Source organism: Planobispora rosea, assembly GCF_014648175.1.
In the GTDB taxonomy this organism is placed as follows: domain Bacteria; phylum Actinomycetota; class Actinomycetes; order Streptosporangiales; family Streptosporangiaceae; genus Planobispora; species Planobispora rosea.
In genome coordinates this window covers 20,921-42,390 of sequence record NZ_BMQP01000020.1, presented here as the reverse complement: position 1 = coordinate 42,390, position 21,470 = coordinate 20,921, and the positions used below count along the sequence as shown (strand labels likewise).

Here is a 21,470-nt window from a genome sequence, read left to right as displayed (position 1 = left end):
CGGAGCAGGGCGGTGCGATCCGGCCGTCTCCATCACCCGGCCGATGGAGTCCCGGCTCAGTCGCGGGCCGGGCAGACGCAGAACAGGTGTCCCTCGGGGTCGGCGAGCACGGTCCAGTTCTCCCCGCCGGGCTGGAAGCCGGGCCTGCTCGCGCCGAGCTCCAGGTAGTCCTTGACCGCCTGCTCCACGTCCGGGACGCGCACGTCCAGGTGGAACTGTTTGTCCGGGCCGGGCCAGGCGGCGGGCCTGCGCTCGGTGTTCTTCTGGAAGTAGATACTCATGGTGCCGTCGCCGATACCGGCGTACTCGTCCTCGGCGTACTGGACCTCGTAACCGAACACGGCCGCGTAGAACTCGGCGAGCCGCTTGGGCTCGGCGCAGTCGAGGGTGACGGCGAGGAACTTCGCTGTGGTGGTCATGGAGTCGATGCTGCCGCCCGTACCTGTCATCTCATGTCAGGTACGGAGGGCGGATCATCACGAAGCGGACACGCCGTCGCCGTTCTTCGGGGAGGCCGGGGAGGCCGGGGAGGCCGGGGAGGTTTCGGCGCTTCCGGAGATCTCAGAGGCCCCGGAGGCCCCGGAGACCGAAGAGGGCTCCTCGCCGTCGGCCGTCGGATCGTCCGGGGCGGGCAGGGCGATGACGAACCGGGTCCCGTCCGTGTAGCCGGTGTCGAGCCAGATCCTGCCGTGGTGGTATTCGACGATCTTCCGGCAGATCGCCAGGCCGATCCCCGTCCCCGGATAGGCGTCCCGGGTGTGCAGCCGCTGGAAGATGATGAAGATCTTCTCGGCGAACCGGGCGTCGATGCCGATGCCGTTGTCGGCCACGGAGATGTGCCACTCCGGGCCCTCGCGGCGCCCCTCGATCCTGATCACCGGCGCGCGGTCGGGACGGCGGAACTTCACGGCGTTGCCGATGAGGTTCTGCCAGAGCATCACGAACTGGGAACGGTCACCGCTGATCACCGGCAGGTCGCCGACCTCGATCACGGCATCGGCGTCCTCGATCGCGGCCGAGAGGTTCCGCCGGGCGGACGCGACCGCGTCGCCGAGGCCGAACGTCACGGGGTCCCTGGTGATCCGGCCCACCCGGGAGAAGGTGAGCAGCTCGTTGATGAGCTCCTGCATGCGCTTGGCGCCGTCCACCGAGAACGCGATGTACTGCTTGGCCCGGTCGTCGAGCTGGTCGCCGTAGCGCTGCTCCAGCATCTGGGTGAAGCTGGCGACCTTGCGCAGCGGCTCCTGCAGGTCGTGACTGGCCACGTAGGCGAACTGCTCCAGCTCGGTGTTCGAGCGCTTCAGCTCCTCGGCCCGCTCGGCCAGCAGCCGCTGGGACCGGCGGGTCTCCTCCAGCTCGGCGACGATCCGTCCGCGCATCGCCTCCATGTCGCGGGCCAGCTCGGCGAGGTCGGCCGGGCCGCCGGTGTCGACATGGTGGGAGAAGTCCCCGCTGGTGACCCGGCGGGAGGCGGCCGACAGCCGGTCCAGCGGGCGGAACACCACCAGCCGCAGCAGCACCGCCATCGCCACGACGGCGAGCAGCAGGGCTCCGACGATGGCCATGAAGACCGTGTCCCGCGTCGCCCGGGCGGCGCCGAGGTCGGCGCGGGCCATGTCCCGCGCCCGGCTCCAGGCGTCGTTGTAGGCGTCCAGCGCGTGGCGGACGGCGTCGAAGGACTCCTTGCTCTCCTGGGCCTGCGCCGGGGTGACCCGCTCCGGCCCGTCGGTCCGGGTGAGCGCGACCATCGGTTCCGCGTGCCGGGCCCGCCACTCCGCGGCGAGCCGCTCCAGCTCCTCCAGCTCGCGCAGCCGCCGTCCCGGGTTGAGCTGCCGGATGCGGGCCGCCGCCTGGATCTCGGCCTCCCGGCCCAGGGTGTACGGCTCCAGGAACTCTTCCTTGCCGGTGAGGACGAACCCCCGCACGCCGCTCTCCTGGTCCAGCAGCGCGGCCTCCAGGTTCTTGCCCTCGACGCGGGCCGGGGAGATGCGGTCGACCAGGCGGTTGGAGACCTCGGCGGTGTACTGCAACGCCAGGGCCCCGCCCACGGTGGACACGCACAGCAGGACGGCCATCGTCGCGAGCACGAGGGCGAACCAGGCCTGGGCGCTCCAGCGGCCGGCACGGGAACTCACCGGAGGCCTGGCGAGCGTCTCCTCAGCGGGCATCGCACTCCGTTCCGGCGGCACGGTCCCCCGGTCGGGGGATCCCGGACGGGGGAGTCCGGCCGTGCCTGAGGAAAGATACCCGAAGGACCGTCCCCGCGGCATGGCCGGACCCGTACGGGCGCCCTGTCAGGCCGTCATCGCGACCAGGATCCGGCGCTCGCCCGTGAACGGCGCGCGGCCGTGGGCGCAGAGCATGTTGTCGATCACCATCAGGTCCCCGGGCCTCCAGGGGAAGGAGAAGGACGCCTCGTCGTAGGCTGCCTTGATCGCGGCCAGGTCGGCGGGGTCGATCGGGGAGCCGTCGCCCAGGTAGGCGTGCCGGGGCAGGTCGGCCTCGTCGTACAGCGACAGCAGCGCCTCCAGGACCTCCTCGTCGAGGCTGGAGGCGTGGAACAGGTTCGCCTGGTTGAACCAGACCCGTTCCCCCGCGTGCGGCTCGGTCTGCTCGGCGGGCCGGTGGTGCCTGGTGCGCAGGCCGTCCTCGGTCCACTGGAAGCTCTGCCCGTGGCGCGCGCAGTACGCCTCGACCGCCGCCTGGTCGCCGGTCTGGAACGCCTCCTGCCACGACAGGCCGAGCCCCTCCCGGAACGCCCTGGCGTACACGACGCCGCCGGCGAACCGCTCGCGCACCTCGGCCGGGATCAGGCGCAGCACGGAGCGGCTGTCGGCGATCGGGGTGGCCCCGCCCGCGGCCGCGGCGATCTGGCAGAAGAAGAACAGGAGACCGGGCCAGGAGTCGGAGTAGGAGTTCTCGTTGTGCATGGGGATCGACTGGTCCGCGGGGTACTCGGTGGAGGTGTAGATGGCCTCGGTGACCGAGGTGCGCGGGGTGGAGCGCTCGGTGTACGGCAGCGGGTCGCCGCCGACGGCCCGGACGATCCCGTCGAACAGCTCCAGGTCCACCGGCAGGCCGCGCAGCAGCACCGCGCCCCGCGTGCCCAGCACCGCCCGGATGCCGTCGCGGTGGGTCTTCGCCCAGCCCATGTGGTCGGTGATGTCCGGCCCGAGTTCGTACACCGCCAGGCTGGTGTGCTCGTTGCCGTCGAGACGCCCGGTCACCGGTCCGAGCCGGGGCGGGTCCGCGGGGATGACGCCTGTCATCGGGTCTCCTTGATGGGATGGCGGTCCGCCGGGACCGCCGGGTCGTTGCGGAGGTTCTCCAGGCGGCGCTGCCGTTCCTGGATGCCGACGAGGTCGTCGGGGAGCGAGTCGGGCACCTCGGTGTCGAAGTCGCGCAGCAGCCGCACGCCGAACGCGCAGGCGGTGATGGAGGCCATCACCAGCGCGAAGACGACGTAGGTGAGGCCGACGCCCCGCCCTTCGCCGGTGCCCAGGACCGCGCCGACGGAGCCGGCCAGCACCCCGTCCGGTCGCAGCAGGGGATCGAACAGGGACGTGGCCAGCGGGGCCAGCACGGCGAACCCGATCGGCAGGGTGGACCAGGAGATGGCCTGGTTGAGCGCGAGCACCCGGCCGTGGAAGCGCTGCGGCACCTTGACCTGGACGAGCGTCACGTAGATGCCCTGGGAGACGGACATGGCCGTGCCCAGCCAGAAGGCTCCGAAGGCGACCACCGCCAGGGACGGGCGCAGGCCCATGATCAGGCACCCGGCCGCGGTCCCCAGGTTGCCCAGGAGCACACCGACCATCCGGCGCCGCCGGGGGCCGCCCCACAGCGCCATCGCGATCCCGCCGGCCGTCGCGCCCAGCGCCTCCGCTATCGCCACGTGGGCGACGTTGTCGACCGTGCCGAAGGAGAGCGTCAGCGGGACCGTCAGCACCAGCGCCGGGGCCAGGAAGATGTTCGCGACGCCGAAATAGATGATCATGTAGCGGAACCCGCGGAGGTTCCACGAGTAGCGCATGCCCTCGCCGATCGCGGTCAGCAGCGGCTCGCGGGGACGCCAGCCCATCAGGTCGGGGAAGCGGACCACCAGCAGCACCACGACGGCGAACAGGTAGCTGACCACGTCGATGGCCAGGATGCCGGGCAGGCCGATCGCGACGTACAGACCGGCGCCCGCCAGGGGCGCGAACAGCATCGCGAAGCCGTTGCCGAGCTGGGCCAGGCCCGCCGCGTGTCCCAGATAACGTTTGGGGACGAGCTGAGGCACCGCCGCCTGGAAGGCCAGGCGCTGGAACGTCCCGGCCATCGAGTTCAGCGGCAGCATCACGTAGACGGCCACCAGGTCCAGCCCTCCCGTCCACAGCAGCAGCGTGAGGACGAGCTGGATGGCGCCCGAGACGCCGCTGGCCGCGATCAGCACGGCCCGCCGGTCGAAGCGGTCGATCAGCGGACCGGCGAACGGGAGCGTCACGACGCCGAAGACCAGCGCGAGCGCCCAGAGCAGGCCGAGGTCGGCCACCGACCCGGTGCGGTCGAACAGCCACACCGGGATGGCGAAACCGGTCAGCGCCGAACCGATCGACGACACCAGCTGCCCGACCGTGACCACGGCGAACCTCGCGGTACTCGGCTGCACCGGGGGCTTGCCCGCGGGTGCGGCCGGGTTCCCGGAATCCCCCGGCGGGCCCGCCGCCGGGTCGCCGGGGTAGTGCACGGCGTGCAGGGCCCAGGGGGCGTCGACACCACGCCGGGCGATGTCGTACTCGGCGGTCTCGTGCCGCGCCATCGCGGGGTGCACGCCCGTGACGATCTCAGCCAGTTCCTCCGCCCGGTGCTTGAGGAAGAAGTGGCCCGCCCGGTCGAGCACCACCAGGCCGGTGGTGTCGGTGATGAACTCCCACTCGCGGTAGCGCTCGGCGTAGTAGTCGGTGACCGGGTCCTCCGAGCCGACCACGGAGATGATCGGCGCGGGGATCGGCTCCGCCCGCTGGTCGAGCAACGTGGTGAAGTACTCCTCGGCGGCGCGGGAGTCGGCCCGCATGTTGCCGATGATCCGGTCGGCCTGTTCCGGGTCGAGGTCGTCGGTGTCGACGCCCATCCCCTTGAGCCAGTTGGCGTACTGACGGTTGTTGCGCAGCTTCTCGATCCGGGTCTGCCACGAGCCCACGACGCCCTTCAGCCGGGCGAAGGGGAACATCGCCCCGATGTAGACCGCCTCGACGTCGCGGCCCTGCTCGGCCAGCCGCCGCGCCACGCCGACCGTGATGGCGCTGCCGACGCCGCAGTGGCCGTACAGGACCAGCGGGCCCCGCACCCCTTCGAGAATCTCGGCCGCGAGCCGTTCCACCAGCTCGTGGAAGGGCAGCGCCTCCTCGCTCAGTCCCACGTCGTGGCCGGGGATGGCCACCGAGTACAGCGCGGTGCCCTCGGGCAGGGCGTCGGCCAGCGGCTGGTAGACGATCGCGCTGCCGCCGCCGTACGGCACGCAGACCAGCGACAGGGTGCGGGGGCGTCCCTTGGGCGTCAGCTCGTACAGCAGCGGCGGAGGCCCGTCGGCCGCGTCCTGGCCGCCGTCGATGAAGACGGCCAGCTCGGCGATCGTGCGGTTCTGGAACAGGTCCATGACGCCGACCGGGCGCCCCGAGCCGTCGGAGGCCTTGCGGATGCGGGCCACCACCTGCGTGGCGAGCAGGGAGTGACCGCCCGCGTCGAAGAAGTCGTCGTGGATGCCGATGCGCTCCACGCCGAGCACCTCGGCCCAGATCGCGGCCAGCATGCGCTCGGTCCCGGTCGTGGGCTCGACCGGTTCGGTGGACGCCTCCCGTCGCGCCTTCGGGGCCGGCAGCGCGGCGCGGTCCAGCTTGCCGTTGGGCGACAGCGGCAGCGCGTCCAGGGTGACGAAGGCCGCGGGCACCATGTAGTCGGGGAGCGTGAGCTTGAGCGCGGCCCGCAGCTCGGCGGCGTCGATGTCCCGGCCGGTGTCCGGGCCGGCGTCCGGGCCGGCGTCCGGGCCGGCGTCCTGGGCGGCGGGAGTGAGGTAGGCCACCAGCCGCTTGTCGCCCGGGGTGTCCTCGCGGACCACGACGACGGCCTCGGCGACCTCGGGCCGCTCGCGCAGCGCCGTCTCGATCTCGCCGAGCTCGATGCGCAGGCCGCGCAGCTTCACCTGGTGGTCGATCCGGCCCAGGAACTCCAGGTTCCCGTCGTGCCGCCAGCGGGCCAGGTCACCGGTGCGGTACAGCCGCCCGCCCGGCTCGGGGCCGAACGGGTCGGGCACGAACCGCTCGGCGGTCAGTGCGGGGCGGCGGTGGTAGCCCCTGGCCACACCGACCCCGCCGATGTGCAGCTCCCCGGGAACGCCGACCGGGGCGGGGTTCCCGCGCCGGTCCAGGACGTGGAGCCGGATGTTGGCGATCGGGGCGCCGATCGGCAGCGTGGCCGCCCGGGCGACGGCCTCCGGGGTGCAGTGCCAGGAGGTGACGTCGACGGCGGCCTCGGTGGGACCGTACAGGTTGTGCAGCTCGCAGCCGGGCAGGGCCGCGACGAACGCGGCGGCGGTGGCGACGGGCAGCTCCTCGCCGCTGCAGATCACCCGGCGCAGCGTGCCGCAGCGTGCCGCGGCCTCCTCGTCGTCGGCGAGGAACACCGCCAGCATGGAGGGGACGAAGTGGGCGGTGGTCACGCCCTCCGCGATGATGAGGTCCCGCAGGTACGCCGCGTCCTTGTGCCCGCCCGGCCGGGCGAGCACCAGCCGGGCCCCGGTCAGCAGCGGCCAGAAGAACTCCCACACCGACACGTCGAATCCGGCGGGGGTCTTCTGCAGCACGACGTCACCGGCGCCCAGCCGGTAGGCGGACTGCATCCAGCGCAGCCGGTTGACGATGCCGCGGTGGGTGTTGGGCACGCCCTTGGGACGGCCGGTCGAGCCCGAGGTGTAGATCACGTAGGCGGCGTTGCCCGGGACGGCCCCGGGACGCGGCCCGTCCCCGGGATCCTCCCGCTCCTCACCGGGGCGTTCCCTCCACTCCTCGGAGTCGTCCAGGTCCAGGACGATCGCGTCGGTCGCCGGCAGGGTCGCCCGCAGCCGTCCCTGCGTCAGCACCACGGGCGCGCCCGCGTCCGAGATCATGAACGCCAGCCGGTCGGCGGGGTACTCGGGGTCGAGCGGGAGGTAGGCCGCCCCCGCCTTGAGCACGCCCAGCAGGGCGACCACGAGCTCGGCCGAGCGTTCGGCGTAGACGCCGACCAGGGTCTCCGGTCCCACGCCCAGGCCGCGCAGCCGGTGCGCCACCCGGCCGGCCCGCTCGTCCAGCTCCCGGTAGGTCAGGTGACGGCCCTCGAAGGTCACGGCGACCGCGTCGGGGGTGCGGGCGGCCTGCCTCTCGACCAGGCCGTGCAGCGTCCCCTCCCCACCGGCCGTCTGTCCGCCGATCGTCTCTCCGCCGGCCGTCTCCTCGCCACCGGCCTTTCCGCCGTCGGCGGCGTCCCAGTCGACGGCGGTGTCGTTCCACGCCTCCAGCAGCGCCCGCTCCTCGGCGTCCAGCATCGGCAGCTCGGACGCGCGCACGGAGGGGTCGGCGACGATCGAGCGCAGCAGGGCGACGAACCTGGCCGTGATCCCGCGTACGGTCACCTCGTCGAACAGCGCGGTGTTGTAGACGAACTTGACCACCAGCCTGTCGGACACCTCGATGACGTGCAGCTCGATGTCGAAGCGGGTGGCGCGCAGGTCCGTGGGCAGCCAGGTGATGTCCAGGTCCGACCGCCCGGCCTCGTCGATCCGGCCCATGCGGTAGTTCTGCAGCGCGAACATCGCCTGGAAGACCGGCGGCCGGCTGACGTCCCGGGGCACGCCCAGCGCGTTGACCAGTTTCTCGAAGGGCACCTCCGCGTGGTCGAAGGCGTCGAGCACGCTCACCTTGGTGCGTTCGAGCAGTTCCTCGAAGGTGGGGTCGTCGCCGAGCCGCGCCCGCATCGGCAGCATGTTGATGAACATGCCGACCACGTTCTCCAGCTCCGGCAGCGACCTGCCGGCCGAGGAGGAGCCGACGGCGAAGTCGTCCTGGCCGGAGTGGCGGGCCAGCAGCACCTGGTAGGCGGCCAGCAACGTCATGAACAGGGTCGCGCCGCGCTCTCGGGAGAACCGGTTCAGCGCGGCGGTGAGTTCCGCGTCGGTCTCGACGAGGTGCCGGTCTCCGTCGAAGACCTGTACGGCGGGCCGGGGCCGGTCCCCGGGCAGCTCCAGGGCCGGCACCCCGGCCAGCCGCTCGCTCCAGAAGGCGAGCTGCCGCTCCAGCTCGGCGCCGGCCTGGGTGGTCCGCTGCCAGTGCGCGAAGTCGCCGTAGGAGATGGGCTGCTCGGGGAGCACGGCCCCGGTGCCGGAGCGCAGGCCGTGGTAGGCCGCGGCGAGATCGCGCAGCAACAGGTCCACCGACCACCCGTCACCGACGATGTGGTGGGTGCTGACCAGCAGCAGGTGGTCGTCGTCGGTGATCCTGACGAGCAGGGCGCGCAGCAGCGGCCCCTGCGCCAGGTCGAACGGCTCGCTCGCGAAGGCGGTGGCCAGCGCCCGGGCCTCGTCCTCGCCGGCGGCCTGCGTGACGCGCAGCGGCACCGCGACGGCGGGCTCGACGACGACGCACGGGCTGCCGTCGCCGTCGGCGGGGAAGCGCATGCGCAGCGCCTCGTGCCGGACCGGGAGCGACTGCAGGGCCCGGTCGAGCAGCTCGACGTCGAGCGGCCCGGTCAGCCGCATCGGGATCGGGATGTTGTACTGATCGGTCCCCGGCGCGAACTGCTCCATGAACCAGACCCGCTCCTGCTGGTAGGACAGGGGCGGAGCGGTCCCCTCGGGGCGGGGTGTGACGGTCGTGGACACGCGCCGGCGCAGGCGCCGTTCCAGCAGCGCCCGGCGGGCCGCCGCAGAGGTCGCCGAGGAGGCCGCCGGGGACTCCGGAGGGGATGCCGCGGGGGTCGCCGGATCGGGTCCGGAGGAAGCCGGGGGAGGCGATGCGGAGGAGGGCGGAGGAGAGATCCGCGGGGGTGTCGTCATGCCTGGGCATCGCCTTCCTGCGCGAGCATCCGCTCGACGTCTTCGTCGCTGAGGCTGTCGAGGTCCTCGGTGAGCCGCCGCTCGATCTCGGCCGCGAGGTCGGCGACGGTGGCGTAGGAGAACAGTCCCCGCACCGGGAGGTCGACCTCGACCTGCCGGCGGATCCTCGCCATGGCCCGGATCCCCAGCAGGGAGTTGCCGCCCGCCTCGAAGAAGTCGTCGTGGACGCCGATGCGCTCCACGCCGAGCAGCTCGGCGAACACCTCCGCCACCAGTTCCTCCGCCGCGGTGCGCGGCGCGACGTATCCGGTCCCGGGCCTGTCGTCCGCGGCCGGCGCGGGGAGCGCGGCCTGGTCCAGCTTGCCGTTGGCGGTCAGGGGAAGGGCGTCGAGGGTGACGTAGGCGGAGGGGAGCATGTGCGCGGGCAGGACGGCGGCCAGCGCCTCGCCCACCTCCCGGTGATCGGCCTCCCCGACCAGGTAGGCCACGAGCCGCGCGCTGTCGGCGGTGCCCGCGGCGCCGGGAGCACCCGGGACACCGGCGGCTCCGGCGGTTTCGGCGGTTTCGGCGTACAGGCGGACCGCGGCCTCGCGCACCCCGGGCTGGGCGCGCAGGACCGCCTCGATCTCACCGGGCTCGATGCGGTGGCCGTGCAGCTTGATCTGGTCGTCCACCCGGCCCAGGAACTCCAGGTTCCCGTCCGCGCGGCGGCGGGCCAGGTCGCCGGTGCGGTACATCCGCCCGCCGGGCGGCCCGTAGGGGCACGGGACGTAGGCGGCGGCGGTGGCGCCGGGCCGGTTCAGGTAGCCGCGGGTGACCTGGGGACCGGCGATGTACAGCTCGCCGACGACCCCGGTGGCCACCGGGCGCATCCGGCCGTCCAGCACGTAGGCGGCGGTGCCCGGGACCGGGCGGCCGATGACGGCCGAACCCGTCAGACCGGTGGGCAGTTCCTCTCCCGGCCCGGCGTGCGCCGCGACGCATCCGACGGTCGCCTCGGTGGGACCGTACTCGTTGACGACCGTGACACCGGGGTGCCGCTCGCGCCAGGCGACGACCGCGGCCGCGGGCAGCGCCTCGCCGCCGAGTACCAGGTCGGCGGTGGGGGCCGCGTGCTCGGGCAGCGCCGCCAGCAGCGTCAGGTGGCTGGGGGTGGCCTTGAGGAACGCCGGGCGGTCGGCCGCGGTGAGGGTCTCGTCGAGAGCGGCCAGCCGTACGGTCCCGCCGACGGTGAGCGGCCCGAACAGCGCGGTCACGGTCAGGTCGAACGTGATCGGCGAGTGCAGCAGCGCCTGCCCGGCCAGGCCGGGGTAGGCGCCGCCCGCCCAGGACAGGTAGGCGGCGACCGAGGCGTGCTCGACCACGACGCCCTTGGGGGTCCCGGTCGAGCCCGAGGTGTAGATGACGTAGGCGACGTTTCCGGGTCCTGCTTCTCCCCGGGCCTCGCTCCGGCCCTCTGCCGGGGCCTCGCTCCGGAGCGCGGGGTCCGGCGGCTTCACCGCCCACTCGGCGGGATCGTCGATCGCCAGGACGGTCGTCCCGGCGAGCTCCGCCGTACCCGTCAGATACTTGTGCGTGAGCACCACCGCGGCGCCCGAGTCGGCCAGCAGGTACGCCACCCGTTCGGCCGGGTAACCCGGATCCACCGGCAGGTATCCCGCCCCTGCCCGCCACACGCCGAGCAGGGCGGGCAGCAGTTCCAGGCAGGGGCCGGCGTAGACCGCGACCAGCGACTCCGGTCCGACGCCCGCCCGGCGCAGCCGCCCGGCCACCCGCTCGGCGGCCTCCTCCAGCTCCGCGTAGGTCAGCCGCCGCCCGCCCGCGGCCACGGCGACCGCCTCCGGTGTGCGCGCGGCCTGCTCCCGCACCATCCGGTGCACCGTGGTGGGTTCGTACGCCGGGACGGCGGGCGCGAGCAGCCGTTCCCGCTCGGACTCCTCCAGCACCGGCAGATCGCCGAGCCGGATCCCCGGGTCGTCCACGGCCGCGGCCAGCACCCGCAGATAGCGGGAGGCGAACGCCTCGGCGGTGGCGTGGTCGAACAGGTCCGCGCGGTACAGCAGCCGGCTGACGTCCGAGGTCAGGTCGATCGCCAGGTCGTCCTTGGAGGTGGTGTAGGGGACGGCCTCGATGCCGGAGTCGGGGATGTAGTTGAAGCCGATCTGGTACAGGGGCTGCACCCCCGGGTCCCGGCGCGGCGCGACGGCCTCGACGACCGCCTGGAACGGGACCCGGCCGTACTCCATGGAGTCGAGCACGGTGTCGCGGACCCGGTCGAGCAGCTCGGCGAAGGCCGGGTCGCCCGAAGTGTCGGTCCGTACCACCACCTGGTTGATGAACATGCCGATCAGTTCGGCGACGTCCGGCAGGTCCCGGCCGCTCAGGGTCACCCCGACCACGATGTCGTCGTCACGGGACATCCTGGACAGCAGCGCGATGTAGGCCGTCAGGAACACCATGAACGGGGTCGCCTTCGCCTCGCGCGCCACCGTCTCGGCCCGCTCCCGCACCGGCAGGGGAAGGGTGAAGCGGACCTCGCCGCCGTCGTAGCGCAGCCGGGCCGGCCGGGGCCGGTCGGTGGCCAGGGAGTGCACGGCCGGCAGCCCGGCCAGCCGCGCCTTCCAGTAGGCGGTCTGCTCCCGCAGCGCCTCCCCCGTCAGCTGCTCGCGCTGCCAGATCGCGTAGTCGGCGTACTGGATGGGCGGCTCGGGCAGCTCGGCCGGCCGGCCGGCCAGGGCGGCCTCGCACAGCTCGAACATCTCCCTGGAGAGGATGACGGCCGAGGTGGCGTCGGAGACGATGTGATGGACGACGAGTGTCACCGTCCAGAAGTCGTCCTCGGTCCGCACGGCCAGGGCCCGCAGCAGCGGGGCCCGGTCGGTGGGGATGGAGCCGGCGGCGGCGGCCCGGGCCAGTTCCATGGCCCGCCGCCCGCGCTCCGCGGCCGGCAGTCCTCGCAGGTCGTGCACCCGTACGTCCGGTACGGCCTGCGAGTGCACCACCTGACGCAGGGTGTCGTCGCGCAGCCGGAAGGAGGTGCGCAGCACCTCGTGCCGGTCGACGAGTGCCCGCAGCACGCCGACGACCTGGTCCGCCTCCAGCGGGTACGGCAGGTCGAACGGGAACGGCAGGTTGAACACCGGCGAGTCCGGGTCGAGTTGCCCGGCCAGCCAGATCCGCTCCTGCCCGAAGGAGGCGGGAGCCTCCCATTCATCACCGGTCACGCCACCGGTCATATCGCCGATCATGTCGTCGGTCATCGTTCCTGCCTTGTTCCTGGGCGGGTCTGCGGGGAGATGACGCCGGTCCGGCGGATCACACGGCCGCCGCATGTTGCGCCCCATCCGAAACCCCCGCCGGGTGTGTTACGCCCTCGCGCACGACTGACGGCTCGCTGATACACGAAACGTTAAAGGGGCGAGATTTCGGATCATTGGCCGTACGATTGCAATGTCCGCAAACATCGCCATATATGGCGTAGGTCGATCTTTTGCGCAAGACGTACGGGCGGCTCAAGCGACTCTCGCGAAGGAACGGACATGACGGTCGACACGACTGTTCCCGCGTACGACTTCCAGATCCTCGGTCCGCTCCGGGTCTGCAGCGAGGCGACTCCCCTGTCGCTGCCCGCTCCCCACCCGCGGATGATCCTGGCGGTGCTGCTGCTGCACAACGGCGAGCTCGTACCCGAGGCGCGCCTGCTGGAGCAGGTGTGGGGCCACGGCACCGGCAGTACGACGGCCCTGCGCACGGCCGTGTCGCGGCTGCGCGCCTGGCTGCGGGAGCGGGTGGGCCCGGTCGCCCGGGTCGAGCACGCCGATGGCGGCTACCGGCTGCTGCTGCCCGACCGCCTCGTCGACGCGGCCCGCTTCCGCGCCGCGATGGCCGCCGACGTCGAGACCGCCGATCCCCACCTGCGGCTGACGACGCTGATGGCCGCGCTCGACCAGTGGCGCGGGCCCGTGCTCGACGGCGCCCCGGACGGGGTGCGGCAGGACTCCGCGGCACGGGCGCTGGACGACGACCACGCCGCGTGCCTGCGGAGGCTGGCCCTGCTGGCCGTACCGGCGCGGGTCCCCGAACTGGTGCTGCCGAGGATCCGCGCCCTGGCCAGGATGCGGCCGTTCGACGAGCCGCTGCACACCCGCCTGATCGAGCTGTACGCCGCCTGCGGGCGTCCCGCCGAGGCCCTGATGGAGTACGAGCGCCTGCGCTCCCGCCTCGCCGACGAACTGGGCATCGCGCCCAGCGCGGACGCGCAGCGCGCCTACCTCGCCGTCCTCAACCAGGATCCCCCGGACATGACGGGAGGCTCCGTACCGCTCCCGCCCTCCGGCGGCACGGCGCCGGAACGGCCGCCCGGGGACGGGTGGGGTCATCCCGTCGTCCCCCACCAGATCCCCGCCGACGTCGCCGGTTTCACCGGACGGGAGAAGCAGACGGCCGCGCTCCTGGACCACCTGGGCGGGCCGCCGACCGGCCGGGGACCGGCGGCCACGCCGATCGCCGCCGTCACCGGTCCTCCCGGCGTCGGCAAGACCGCCCTGGCCGTGCACGCCGCCCAGCGGCTGGCGCCGGTCTATCCCGACGGCCTGCTCTATGCCGACCTGCGCGGCAGCGGCTCCGCCCCCGAGCCGCCGATCCGCGTCCTGGGCAGGTTCCTGCGGGCGTTCGGGGTGCCGGGGGCGGCGGTCCCGGACGACCCGGCCGAGTGCGCGGCCCTGTACCGCAGCCTGACCAACGACCGGCGCGTGCTGATCGTGCTGGACGACGCCGAGGGAGAGGCGCAGGTACGGCCGCTGCTCCCCGCGTCGCCGTCCTGCGGAGTGATCGTCACGGGGCGGCCGCGGCTGGTGGGCGTCGGCGGGGTGAGGATCGTCGACCTGGACCGGCTCGACACCGACCACGCCGTCGAACTCCTGGCCGCCGTCATCGGGCACGAGCGGGTGAACGCCGAGCCCGAGGCCGCGACCGAGCTGGTCCGGCTGTGCGATCGGCTGCCCCTGGCGGTGCGCATCTGCGGCGCCCGGCTCGCCGCCCGGCCGCGCTGGCCGCTGGCCCGGCTGGCGGCGGCGTTGCGCGAGGAGGACCGCCGTCTGGACGAGCTGAGCGTCGCCGACCTGGACGTGCGGGACGCGCTGCGCCAGGGCTACGCGCGGCTGCGGCCGGACGTGCGGCAGACGCTGGAGCGGCTGGCCCGCCGGGGGCCGGACGAGTTCACCGTCGGCACCGTGGCCGCCGCCTACGGTCTGACCTCGGCCGCCGCCGAGGAGCACCTGGAGGCCCTGGTGGACCTCTGGCTCGTCACGGCGGACGTCGATCATTCCGGGCGGCCGTGCTACCGCATGGACGACCTGACGCGCCTGTTCGTCCTGCGGCCCGGCTGAGGCCGCCCATCCGGACGGGCCGGGGGTCGCTCAGCCGGGCAGGCCGGGGCCGCCCGTCCGGGAAGGCCGGGGCCGTCAGTCGAACAGGTCGGGGTCGGAGGCGGCGATCTGGTCGTACAGGGGCTGGAAGTTGACCCAGCCGACGAAGTCGTTGCCGATCTGCCCGTGGGTGAGCTTGGCGTTCTCGTGCTCGATCGCGACGGTGGGACCGGCGGCCTTGGCCAGCAGCTGCGCCTGGCAGCTGCGCTCCATGGTGATGAACCACCAGGCGGCGGCGTCGACGCTGTCGCCCACGGTCAGCAGGCCGTGGTTGCGGAGGATGACGGCCTTGTGGGAGCCGAGCGCCGCCGCGATGCGCCGGCCCTCCTCGGTCTCCAGGACGACGCCGGTGTAGTCGTCGAACAGGCCGTGGTCCTCGTAGAAGGCGCAGGCGTCCTGGGTCAGCGGCTCCAGCAGCGTGCCCAGAGACGACAGCGCCTTGCCGTGCACCGAGTGCGAGTGGGCGGCGGCGACCGCGTCGGGGCGGGCCTGGTGGACCATCGCGTGGATGGCGAACGCGGCCTGGTTGACGTGGTGGCGGCCCTCGACGACCTGGCCCTCGTGGTTGACCAGGATCAGGTCGCTGACCTTGATCTGCTTGAAGGACATCCCGAACGGGTTCACCCAGAAGTGGTCGGTGTGCTCGGGGTCGCGGGCGGTGATGTGACCGGCCACGCCCTCCTCGAAGCCGAACCGGCCGAACAGGCGCAGGGCGGCGGTCAGGCGCTCCTTGCGGTGCCGCCGCTCCTCCTCCACGGTCGCGAACGCCGGCGGCATCCGGAAGGTGAGCTGGTCGGCGGGGACGGGCTTCAGGTCGGACAGGCTCATGCGCGCTCCAGTACGGAAGGGTCGAGGTCGGCGGGCGTGCGGAAACCCGCAAGCCCGAGGGTGAGGTCGAGGTCGGCCAGGATGCTTCGCAGGACGTGGCGCACACCGGCCTCGCCGCCGTTCGCCAGACCCCATACGTACGGCCTGCCGAGGAGTACGGCCCGCGCCCCCAGGGCGAGGGCCTTGACGACGTCGGACCCGGTGCGCACGCCCGAGTCGAACAGCACGGTCAGCCGGTCGCCGACGGCCGCCACGACCGGCGCGAGCGCGTCGAGGGAGGCCAGCGCGCCGTCCACCTGCCGGCCGCCGTGGTTGGAGACGACGACGCCGTCCATGCCCGCGTCGGCGGCGCGGCGGGCGTCGTCCACGTGCTGGACGCCCTTCAGGACGATCGGCCCGTCCCAGTTGTCGCGCAGCAGCGGCAGCTGGTCCCAGGTGTGCGCGCGGCCGTTGAACATCGGCACCCACTGCATGATCGCCGCGTCCGGATCCTCCTCCACCGGCCGGGCCAGCCGCGACCGGAACACCGGGTCGGACAGCGGGATCGCCAGCCCGGTCCCGCGCAGGAACGGCAGGTAGGCGCGGTCGAGGTCGTTGGGGCGCCACGCCAGGGTCCAGGTGTCGAGGGTGACCACCAGGGTGTCGTAACCGCTCTTGCGGGCGCGCTCCAGCAGGCTGAGGGTGACCTCGTCGTCGTGCGGCCAGTACAGCTGGTACCAGCGGGGTCCGCCCGCCTCGGCGACCTCCTCCAGCGTGTGGGAGGAGGCGGTGCTGAGCACCGTGGGCAGGCCGAGCGAGGCGGCGGCGCGGGCGGTCGCCAGCTCGCCGTGCGGGTGCACAATCGACTGCACGCCGATCGGGGCGAGGGCGAGGGGAGCCGGGTAGGTCGTGCCGAACAGCTCGACGCTCAGGTCCCGGACCGAGACGTCGCGCAGCATCCTGGGCACGATCCGCCACCGGCCGAACGCCTCGCGGTTGGCCCGGTCGGTCGCGCCGGTCCCGGCCGAGCCGGCGACGTACCAGTAGGCCCCGGGGTCGAGCCGCTCCCGGGCGGTCCGTTCGAGATCGGCCACGCCGACCGGGTACGGCGGACGCTGCCCGGCCAGGCCGCCGAGGTAGATCTCATACTGATAATCGGAGAACGCCACGGGTCCAGAGTGACCCCCGCGGCGTGGCGTGTCCACGGTCCGCCGACGCGAATCACATTCGGTTCTTTTGTGCGGTGGCACAATCGGCTCCGTGGCACATCCCGACTTCGCGGCGCTCAGCCGGCACCTGCTCGGCCGGGTGGACGAGCTGGCCGGGGAGCTGGCCCGGCGGATCCGCGCGGCCGAGGCGGAGCTGGCGGTCGTCCCGCCGGAGGACCTGACCGCCGTGTGCGTCCGCCACCTGCGCGGGATCTACACCCACCTGGCCGGCGAGGGCCCGATGGAACTGGACACGGTCCGGGACAACGCCCGCCGCCGCGCGCTGCAGGGCGTGCCGCTGGCCGCGCTGCTGCACAGCTACCGGGTCGGCACCCTGTTCATCTGGGAGAGCTTCGTCACGGCGGCCGACGAACGGGTGCGGGCGGTGCTGCTGGAGAGCGTCAGCGAGCTCTGGCTCGGGCTGGAGGACTACTCCGAGGCGGTGCGCAGCACCTACCACGAGGTCGAGGCCGAGCGTGAGCTGCGCGCCCGCCGCGACCGCGACCTGCTCTTCGACGCCCTCCTGGGCGCCGACCACGCCCGCATCCTGGAGAGCGCGGACGCCCTGGGCCTGCCCCAGCGGGGCCGCTTCCACGTCCTGGCCGCCGAGACGGCGGCGCAGCCCCGGCTGCCCGGCCACACCGTCTGGCGCGAGCTGCCCGGCGAGCGCCTCGCCGTCGTCTCCCTGCCCTCCCCGTCCTCCCCGTCCGCCCTGCTGCCTGCCTCGTCCTCCCCGTCTGCTCTGTCCGGCGCGTCCGACCCGCTCCTGGCCGATCCGCCGCCCGGCCGGTTCGGGATCAGCCCGCCGTACACGCAGATCTCGCAGACCGCCTCCGCCCTGCGCCTGGCCCGGCTCGCGCTGGCCGCCGTCCCGCCCGGCGAGGACGGGATCTCCCGGTACGGCGACCGCCCGGTCGCCACCCTGGTCGCCAGCAGCCCCGAGACGGCCGGCGACCTGGCCCGGCGGCTCCTCGGCCCGGTCCTGGGGCTGCCCCGGGAGGACCGGGACACGCTGCTCGGCACCGCGCACGCGTGGTTCGCGGCGGGCGGTTCGACGGCGCGCACGGCCGGGGCGCTGTTCTGCCACCGCAACACCGTGCGCTACCGGCTCGCCCGCCTGGAGTCGCTGACCGGCCGCCGCTTCGAGGACCCCCGCGAGGCCGCCGAGCTGTTCGTCGCCCTGGAGACCCTGCGCGTCCTGCCCTGACCCTCCCCGGCCGGGACTCCGCCGTGAGCGTGATCCATTCCGGCCGGTACGGTGGACGGACGGCGGGAACACCGTGGAACGCGGCGCGGGAGCACCGGGGAACACCACGGGAACAGCGCCGGGGAACACCGCGGGAACGCAGTCCCGCAAGCGGGCGTTGGAGGGAACGTGGCCTCGATAAAGCAGCGCATCAGGCGGTTCCTGGAACGCCCCGGATCCGTCGACCTGACCCCGTACGAGCGGGTCGTGGCGGCGGCCCGGGCCCACGAGGAGCGCCTGAAGGGCCTCGCGGAGCTGCCCGCCCCCTCGATGGACGACCTGGCGGAGTTCTGCGCGATCGCACGCGAGGCCGCCGACCGGACCCTCGGGCTGCGCCCGTACGACGTGCAACTGGTCGGCACGCTCGCCATGTTGTCCGGCAACGTCGCCGAGATGGCCACCGGCGAGGGCAAGACCCTGTCCGGGGCCATCGCCGCCGCCGGATACGCGCTGCGGGGCCGGCGGGTCCATGTGATCTCCGTCAACGACTACCTGGCCCGCCGCGACGCCGAGTGGATGGAGCCGCTCTACACCGCGCTGGGCGTCTCGGTCGGCTGGATCGACCAGACCTCCACCCCGCAGGAGCGCCGTGAGGCGTACTCCCGGGACGTGACGTACGGGTCGGTCAGCGAGATCGGCTTCGACGTGCTGCGCGACCGGCTCCGCACCGACGTGGCCGACATCGTCGTGCCCCCGCCGGAGGTCGCGCTGGTGGACGAGGCCGACTCGGTGCTGGTGGACGAGGCCCGGGTGCCGCTGGTGCTGGCCGGGGCGACCGACCCGGGTGACGCGGTGCCCGAGATGGCGGCGCTGGTCCGGCAGCTGGTCAGCGGGTACCACTACGAGGCCGACGACCAGAGGCGCAACGTCCACCTCACCTCCAAGGGCATCGACACCGTCGAGCGGGCGCTGGACGTCGAGCTCTACAACGAACCCGCGACCCTGGCCGAGGTGAGCCTCGCCCTGCACGCCCACGCCCTGCTGACCAAGGACGTCGACTACATCGTGCGGGACGGCAGGGTCCACCTGATCAACCCGTCCCGGGGCCGGGTGGCGCTGCTGCAGCGCTGGCCGGACGGCCTGCAGGCGGCGGTCGAGGCCAAGGAGGCGCTGCCGGCCTCGGAGACCGGCGAGATCCTCGACTCCATCACGGTCCAGGGATTGATCACCCGCTATCCCGAGCGGTGCGGCATGACCGGCACGGCCGTGGCCGTCGGCGACGAGCTGCGCGAGTTCTACGGCCTGAAGGTGGCCGCCGTCCCGCCGAACCGGCCGATCGTCCGCGAGGACGCGCCGGACCGGTTGTTCGAGTTCGCCATGGACCGGGACCGGGCGCTGGTCGAGGAGATCGTCGAGGCGCACTCCACCGGCCGGCCGATCCTGGTCGGGACCCTCGACGTGGCCGAGTCCGAGCGGCTCGCCCTGAACCTGTCCGGCCGGGGCCTGGAGTGCGTCGTGCTCAACGCCAAGAACGACGCCGAGGAGGCGTCGATCATCGCCGCGGCCGGGGAACGCGGGGCGATCACCGTCTCCACCCAGATGGCCGGGCGCGGCACCGACATCCGGCTCGGCGAGGGAGTCGACGACCTCGGCGGGCTGTACGTCATCGGCTCCGGCCGGCACACCAGCAGCCGCCTGGACGACCAGCTCCGCGGGCGCGCCGGGCGGCAGGGCGACCCCGGCGGCTCGGTCTTCTTCGTGAGCGGCGAGGACGACCTGATCACCCACTACGTCTCCGACGAGTACACCTCGGGGGTGCCCACCCAGCGGCTCGTCGCGCACGCCCAGCGCGTCGCCGAGGGCGTCAACGCCCAGATCCACCGCAACACCTGGCGCTACACCCGGCTGCTGGAACGCCAGCGGGACGAGGTCCTGGAGCGCCGCGGCCGGGTCCTGCGCGACCGGACCGCCGGGGACGCCATGGCGGCGGCGCTCCCCGAGCGGTGGGCCGAGCTGGTCGAGGCGGCGGGCGAGGAGGCGGCGCACGCCTCCGCCCGGCAGGTCGTGCTCTTCCATCTCGACCGCTGCTGGTCGGAGCACCTGGCCCACCTGGCCGAGGTGCGTGAGGGCATCCACCTGCGCGTGCTGGGCCGCGCCAGCCCCCTCGACGAGTTCCACAAGGAGGCCGTGACCGCCTACCAGCGCCTGCTCGCCGAGATCGAGTCCCGCTCGGTGGCGACCTTCGGGTCCGCCCCGGTCACCGCCGGCGGTCTCGACCTCGATGAGGAGGGGCTGAAGCGCCCCACCGCCACCTGGACCTACCTCGTCCAGGACAACCCCTTCGGCAGCGAGTGGGAGCGCATCGCCGGCCGCCTCGCATCCAAGATCCGCCGCCGCTGACCGTGGGGGCGGGGCGGGCGCGGATAATCGTTCGCCGTCGCCGCAGGTGAGCGGAGAGACTTGCGGGATGGATCGGGTGCGGGGCCGTACGGCCGGCGCGGTGGTGACCGCGGGAGACGAATGCCTGGGGACCTTCGGCCCCTTCGCGCTGGACATCCCCTGGTGGGCGGAGGCCGAGTCGGTCGTCGCGCACCTGACGGCGGCCCTCGGCGTGCCGGTCATGGTGTTGCGCCTGATCGGCGTCGACGGCGGGGAGGGTGCCAGGGACGGGCACGTCACCTACCACGTCGAGGCCTTCGAGCGGCCGCGCGGCGGCCTTCTCGGCCCGCCTCCGTCCGATCACGGGGACCTGTTCCGTCCCGCTGCCCGGCGGGCCGGCTGGGCGACCGCCGCCGGACTGCGGGAGGCGCTGGAGTGGGCCCGCGCGTCGCTCGGTGCGGCGGACCGGCCGGTGACCGGGGCGGTGCGGCAGATCAAGACCTGGAACCTGGCGGGACTGTTCCGCATCCCCACCTCCGCCGGTCCGGCGTGGCTGAAGACGACCCCGGAGTTCGCCACGCCGGAGGCGAGCGCGATCGGCCTGGTCGCGGGCGTGGACCCGGGGATCGTGCCCGGCGTCGTGGCGGCGGAACCGGGACGGGGCTGGACCCTGCTGGAGCACGTGCCCGGAGAGGACTGCTGGGACGCCTCCCCGGAGGTGATCCGGACGGTGATCGGCCGCTGGGTCGCGGCGCAGGCCGCGCTCGCCGTACACGTGGAGACGGCGCGGACGGCACCCGCGGAACACCCGGGCGCGACGCGGACGGCACCCGCGGGACACCCGGCCGGAGTCCCCGAGGGGCTGCCCGACCGGCGGCTGCCGGTCCTGGCCGGGCGGGTGCGCGGGCTGCTGGACGGTGAGGCGGCGGCCGGGCTGACCGGGGACGAGCTCTCGGCGGCGTGGCGGCTGGCCGACGCGCTGCCCGCGCGGATCTCCGCGATCGAGGAGTGCGGCCTGCCGGACACGCTCGTGCACGCCGACTTCCACTCCGGCAACTGGCGCTCCGGCGGGCTCCGCTCGGCCGTCGTCGACTTCGCCGACAGCCACATCGGGCATCCCGTGCTGGACGGCCTGCGCGTGCGGGACTTCCGGCCCGGCCCCCACCGGACGGAGCGGGAACAGGCGTGGATCTCCGCCTGGTCGGCGCGCGTGCCGGGTTCCGATCCGGTCAGGGCGCTGGCGCTGGCCGAACCGCTGGCCCATCTGATGTACGCCGTGCGCTACCAGGAATTCCTCGACGGCATCGAGACCAGCGAGCGGATCTACCACGAGGGCGACCCGGCGGTCGAGATCCGCGCGGCGCTGGAGTCCGCCCACCTCGCCTGACGGAGCCTCA

Annotated in this window: 11 protein-coding genes; 4 read left to right on the top strand and 7 right to left on the bottom strand. The window is 73.5% G+C overall.

The genetic code is table 11. The annotated features are described in order from the left end of the window. Nucleotides 1-56: 56 nt before the first annotated feature. From IEZ08_RS20530 to IEZ08_RS20510, 5 genes are all read right to left on the bottom strand, one after another. Nucleotides 57-419: a VOC family protein gene (locus IEZ08_RS20530; protein WP_068929095.1), complete on the bottom strand. Its 363-nt coding sequence runs from the start codon at nt 417-419 to the stop codon at nt 57-59. 57 nt (nt 420-476) lie between these two features. After that, nucleotides 477-2,168 carry a sensor histidine kinase gene (locus IEZ08_RS20525; protein ID WP_189242703.1) on the bottom strand — a complete coding sequence of 564 codons (1,692 nt, stop codon included), beginning with the start codon at nt 2,166-2,168 and terminating at the stop codon, nt 477-479. 126 nt (nt 2,169-2,294) lie between these two features. After that, nucleotides 2,295-3,269, bottom strand: a complete 975-nt coding sequence (locus IEZ08_RS20520; RefSeq protein ID WP_068926187.1) for a TauD/TfdA family dioxygenase — start codon at nt 3,267-3,269, stop codon at nt 2,295-2,297. Continuing rightward, a complete protein-coding gene (locus tag IEZ08_RS20515) occupies nt 3,266-9,067 on the bottom strand; it encodes a non-ribosomal peptide synthetase/MFS transporter (RefSeq protein ID WP_068926189.1) in 5,802 nt (1,933 codons plus the stop codon). The genes IEZ08_RS20520 and IEZ08_RS20515 overlap by 4 nt, the downstream gene beginning before the upstream one ends. Next, entirely contained in the window at nt 9,064-12,327 is a 3,264-nt protein-coding gene (locus tag IEZ08_RS20510; RefSeq protein WP_229803337.1) for a non-ribosomal peptide synthetase, read from the bottom strand. Before IEZ08_RS20510 ends, IEZ08_RS20515 begins: the two co-directional genes overlap by 4 nt. 279 nt (nt 12,328-12,606) lie before the next feature. On the opposite strand from IEZ08_RS20510, the gene IEZ08_RS20505 reads away from it, so the two are divergent. Beyond that, complete coding sequence (locus IEZ08_RS20505; protein WP_068926191.1) at nt 12,607-14,454, top strand: AfsR/SARP family transcriptional regulator; 1,848 nt, start codon at nt 12,607-12,609, stop codon at nt 14,452-14,454. 75 nt (nt 14,455-14,529) lie between these two features. Here the strand turns inward: IEZ08_RS20505 and IEZ08_RS20500 are convergent, their stop codons facing one another. After that, nucleotides 14,530-15,321 (bottom strand): class II aldolase/adducin family protein, encoded by a 792-nt coding sequence (locus tag IEZ08_RS20500; protein WP_189242702.1) that lies wholly within the window; start codon nt 15,319-15,321, stop codon nt 14,530-14,532. Continuing rightward, a complete protein-coding gene (locus IEZ08_RS20495; protein WP_141704215.1) occupies nt 15,318-16,469 on the bottom strand; it encodes a lactate 2-monooxygenase in 1,152 nt (383 codons plus the stop codon). The genes IEZ08_RS20500 and IEZ08_RS20495 overlap by 4 nt, the downstream gene beginning before the upstream one ends. Nucleotides 16,470-16,560: 91 nt before the next feature. On the opposite strand from IEZ08_RS20495, the gene IEZ08_RS20490 reads away from it, so the two are divergent. The 3 genes from IEZ08_RS20490 (at nt 16,561) to IEZ08_RS20480 (ending at nt 21,460) form a co-directional block, all read left to right on the top strand. Beyond that, a complete protein-coding gene (locus IEZ08_RS20490; protein ID WP_189242701.1) occupies nt 16,561-17,715 on the top strand; it encodes a PucR family transcriptional regulator in 1,155 nt (384 codons plus the stop codon). A 168-nt stretch (nt 17,716-17,883) separates the two neighbouring features. Next, nucleotides 17,884-20,094 carry an accessory Sec system translocase SecA2 gene (secA2, locus tag IEZ08_RS20485; RefSeq protein ID WP_068926196.1) on the top strand — a complete coding sequence of 737 codons (2,211 nt, stop codon included), beginning with the start codon at nt 17,884-17,886 and terminating at the stop codon, nt 20,092-20,094. Nucleotides 20,095-20,161: 67 nt separating this feature from the next. Continuing rightward, nucleotides 20,162-21,460 (top strand): phosphotransferase family protein, encoded by a 1,299-nt coding sequence (locus tag IEZ08_RS20480; protein WP_189242700.1) that lies wholly within the window; start codon nt 20,162-20,164, stop codon nt 21,458-21,460. The last annotated feature ends 10 nt before the right edge of the window (nt 21,461-21,470 follow it).

Coding starts and splice junctions, on each gene's coding strand:
- IEZ08_RS20515 (WP_068926189.1), bottom strand. CDS start 9,067: ATGACGACACCCCCGCGGATCTCTCCTCCGCCCTCCTCCGCATCGCCT.
- IEZ08_RS20480 (WP_189242700.1), top strand. CDS start 20,162: ATGGATCGGGTGCGGGGCCGTACGGCCGGCGCGGTGGTGACCGCGGGA.
- IEZ08_RS20500 (WP_189242702.1), bottom strand. CDS start 15,321: ATGAGCCTGTCCGACCTGAAGCCCGTCCCCGCCGACCAGCTCACCTTC.
- IEZ08_RS20505 (WP_068926191.1), top strand. CDS start 12,607: ATGACGGTCGACACGACTGTTCCCGCGTACGACTTCCAGATCCTCGGT.
- IEZ08_RS20510 (WP_229803337.1), bottom strand. CDS start 12,327: ATGACCGACGACATGATCGGCGATATGACCGGTGGCGTGACCGGTGAT.
- IEZ08_RS20520 (WP_068926187.1), bottom strand. CDS start 3,269: ATGACAGGCGTCATCCCCGCGGACCCGCCCCGGCTCGGACCGGTGACC.
- IEZ08_RS20525 (WP_189242703.1), bottom strand. CDS start 2,168: ATGCCCGCTGAGGAGACGCTCGCCAGGCCTCCGGTGAGTTCCCGTGCC.
- IEZ08_RS20530 (WP_068929095.1), bottom strand. CDS start 419: ATGACCACCACAGCGAAGTTCCTCGCCGTCACCCTCGACTGCGCCGAG.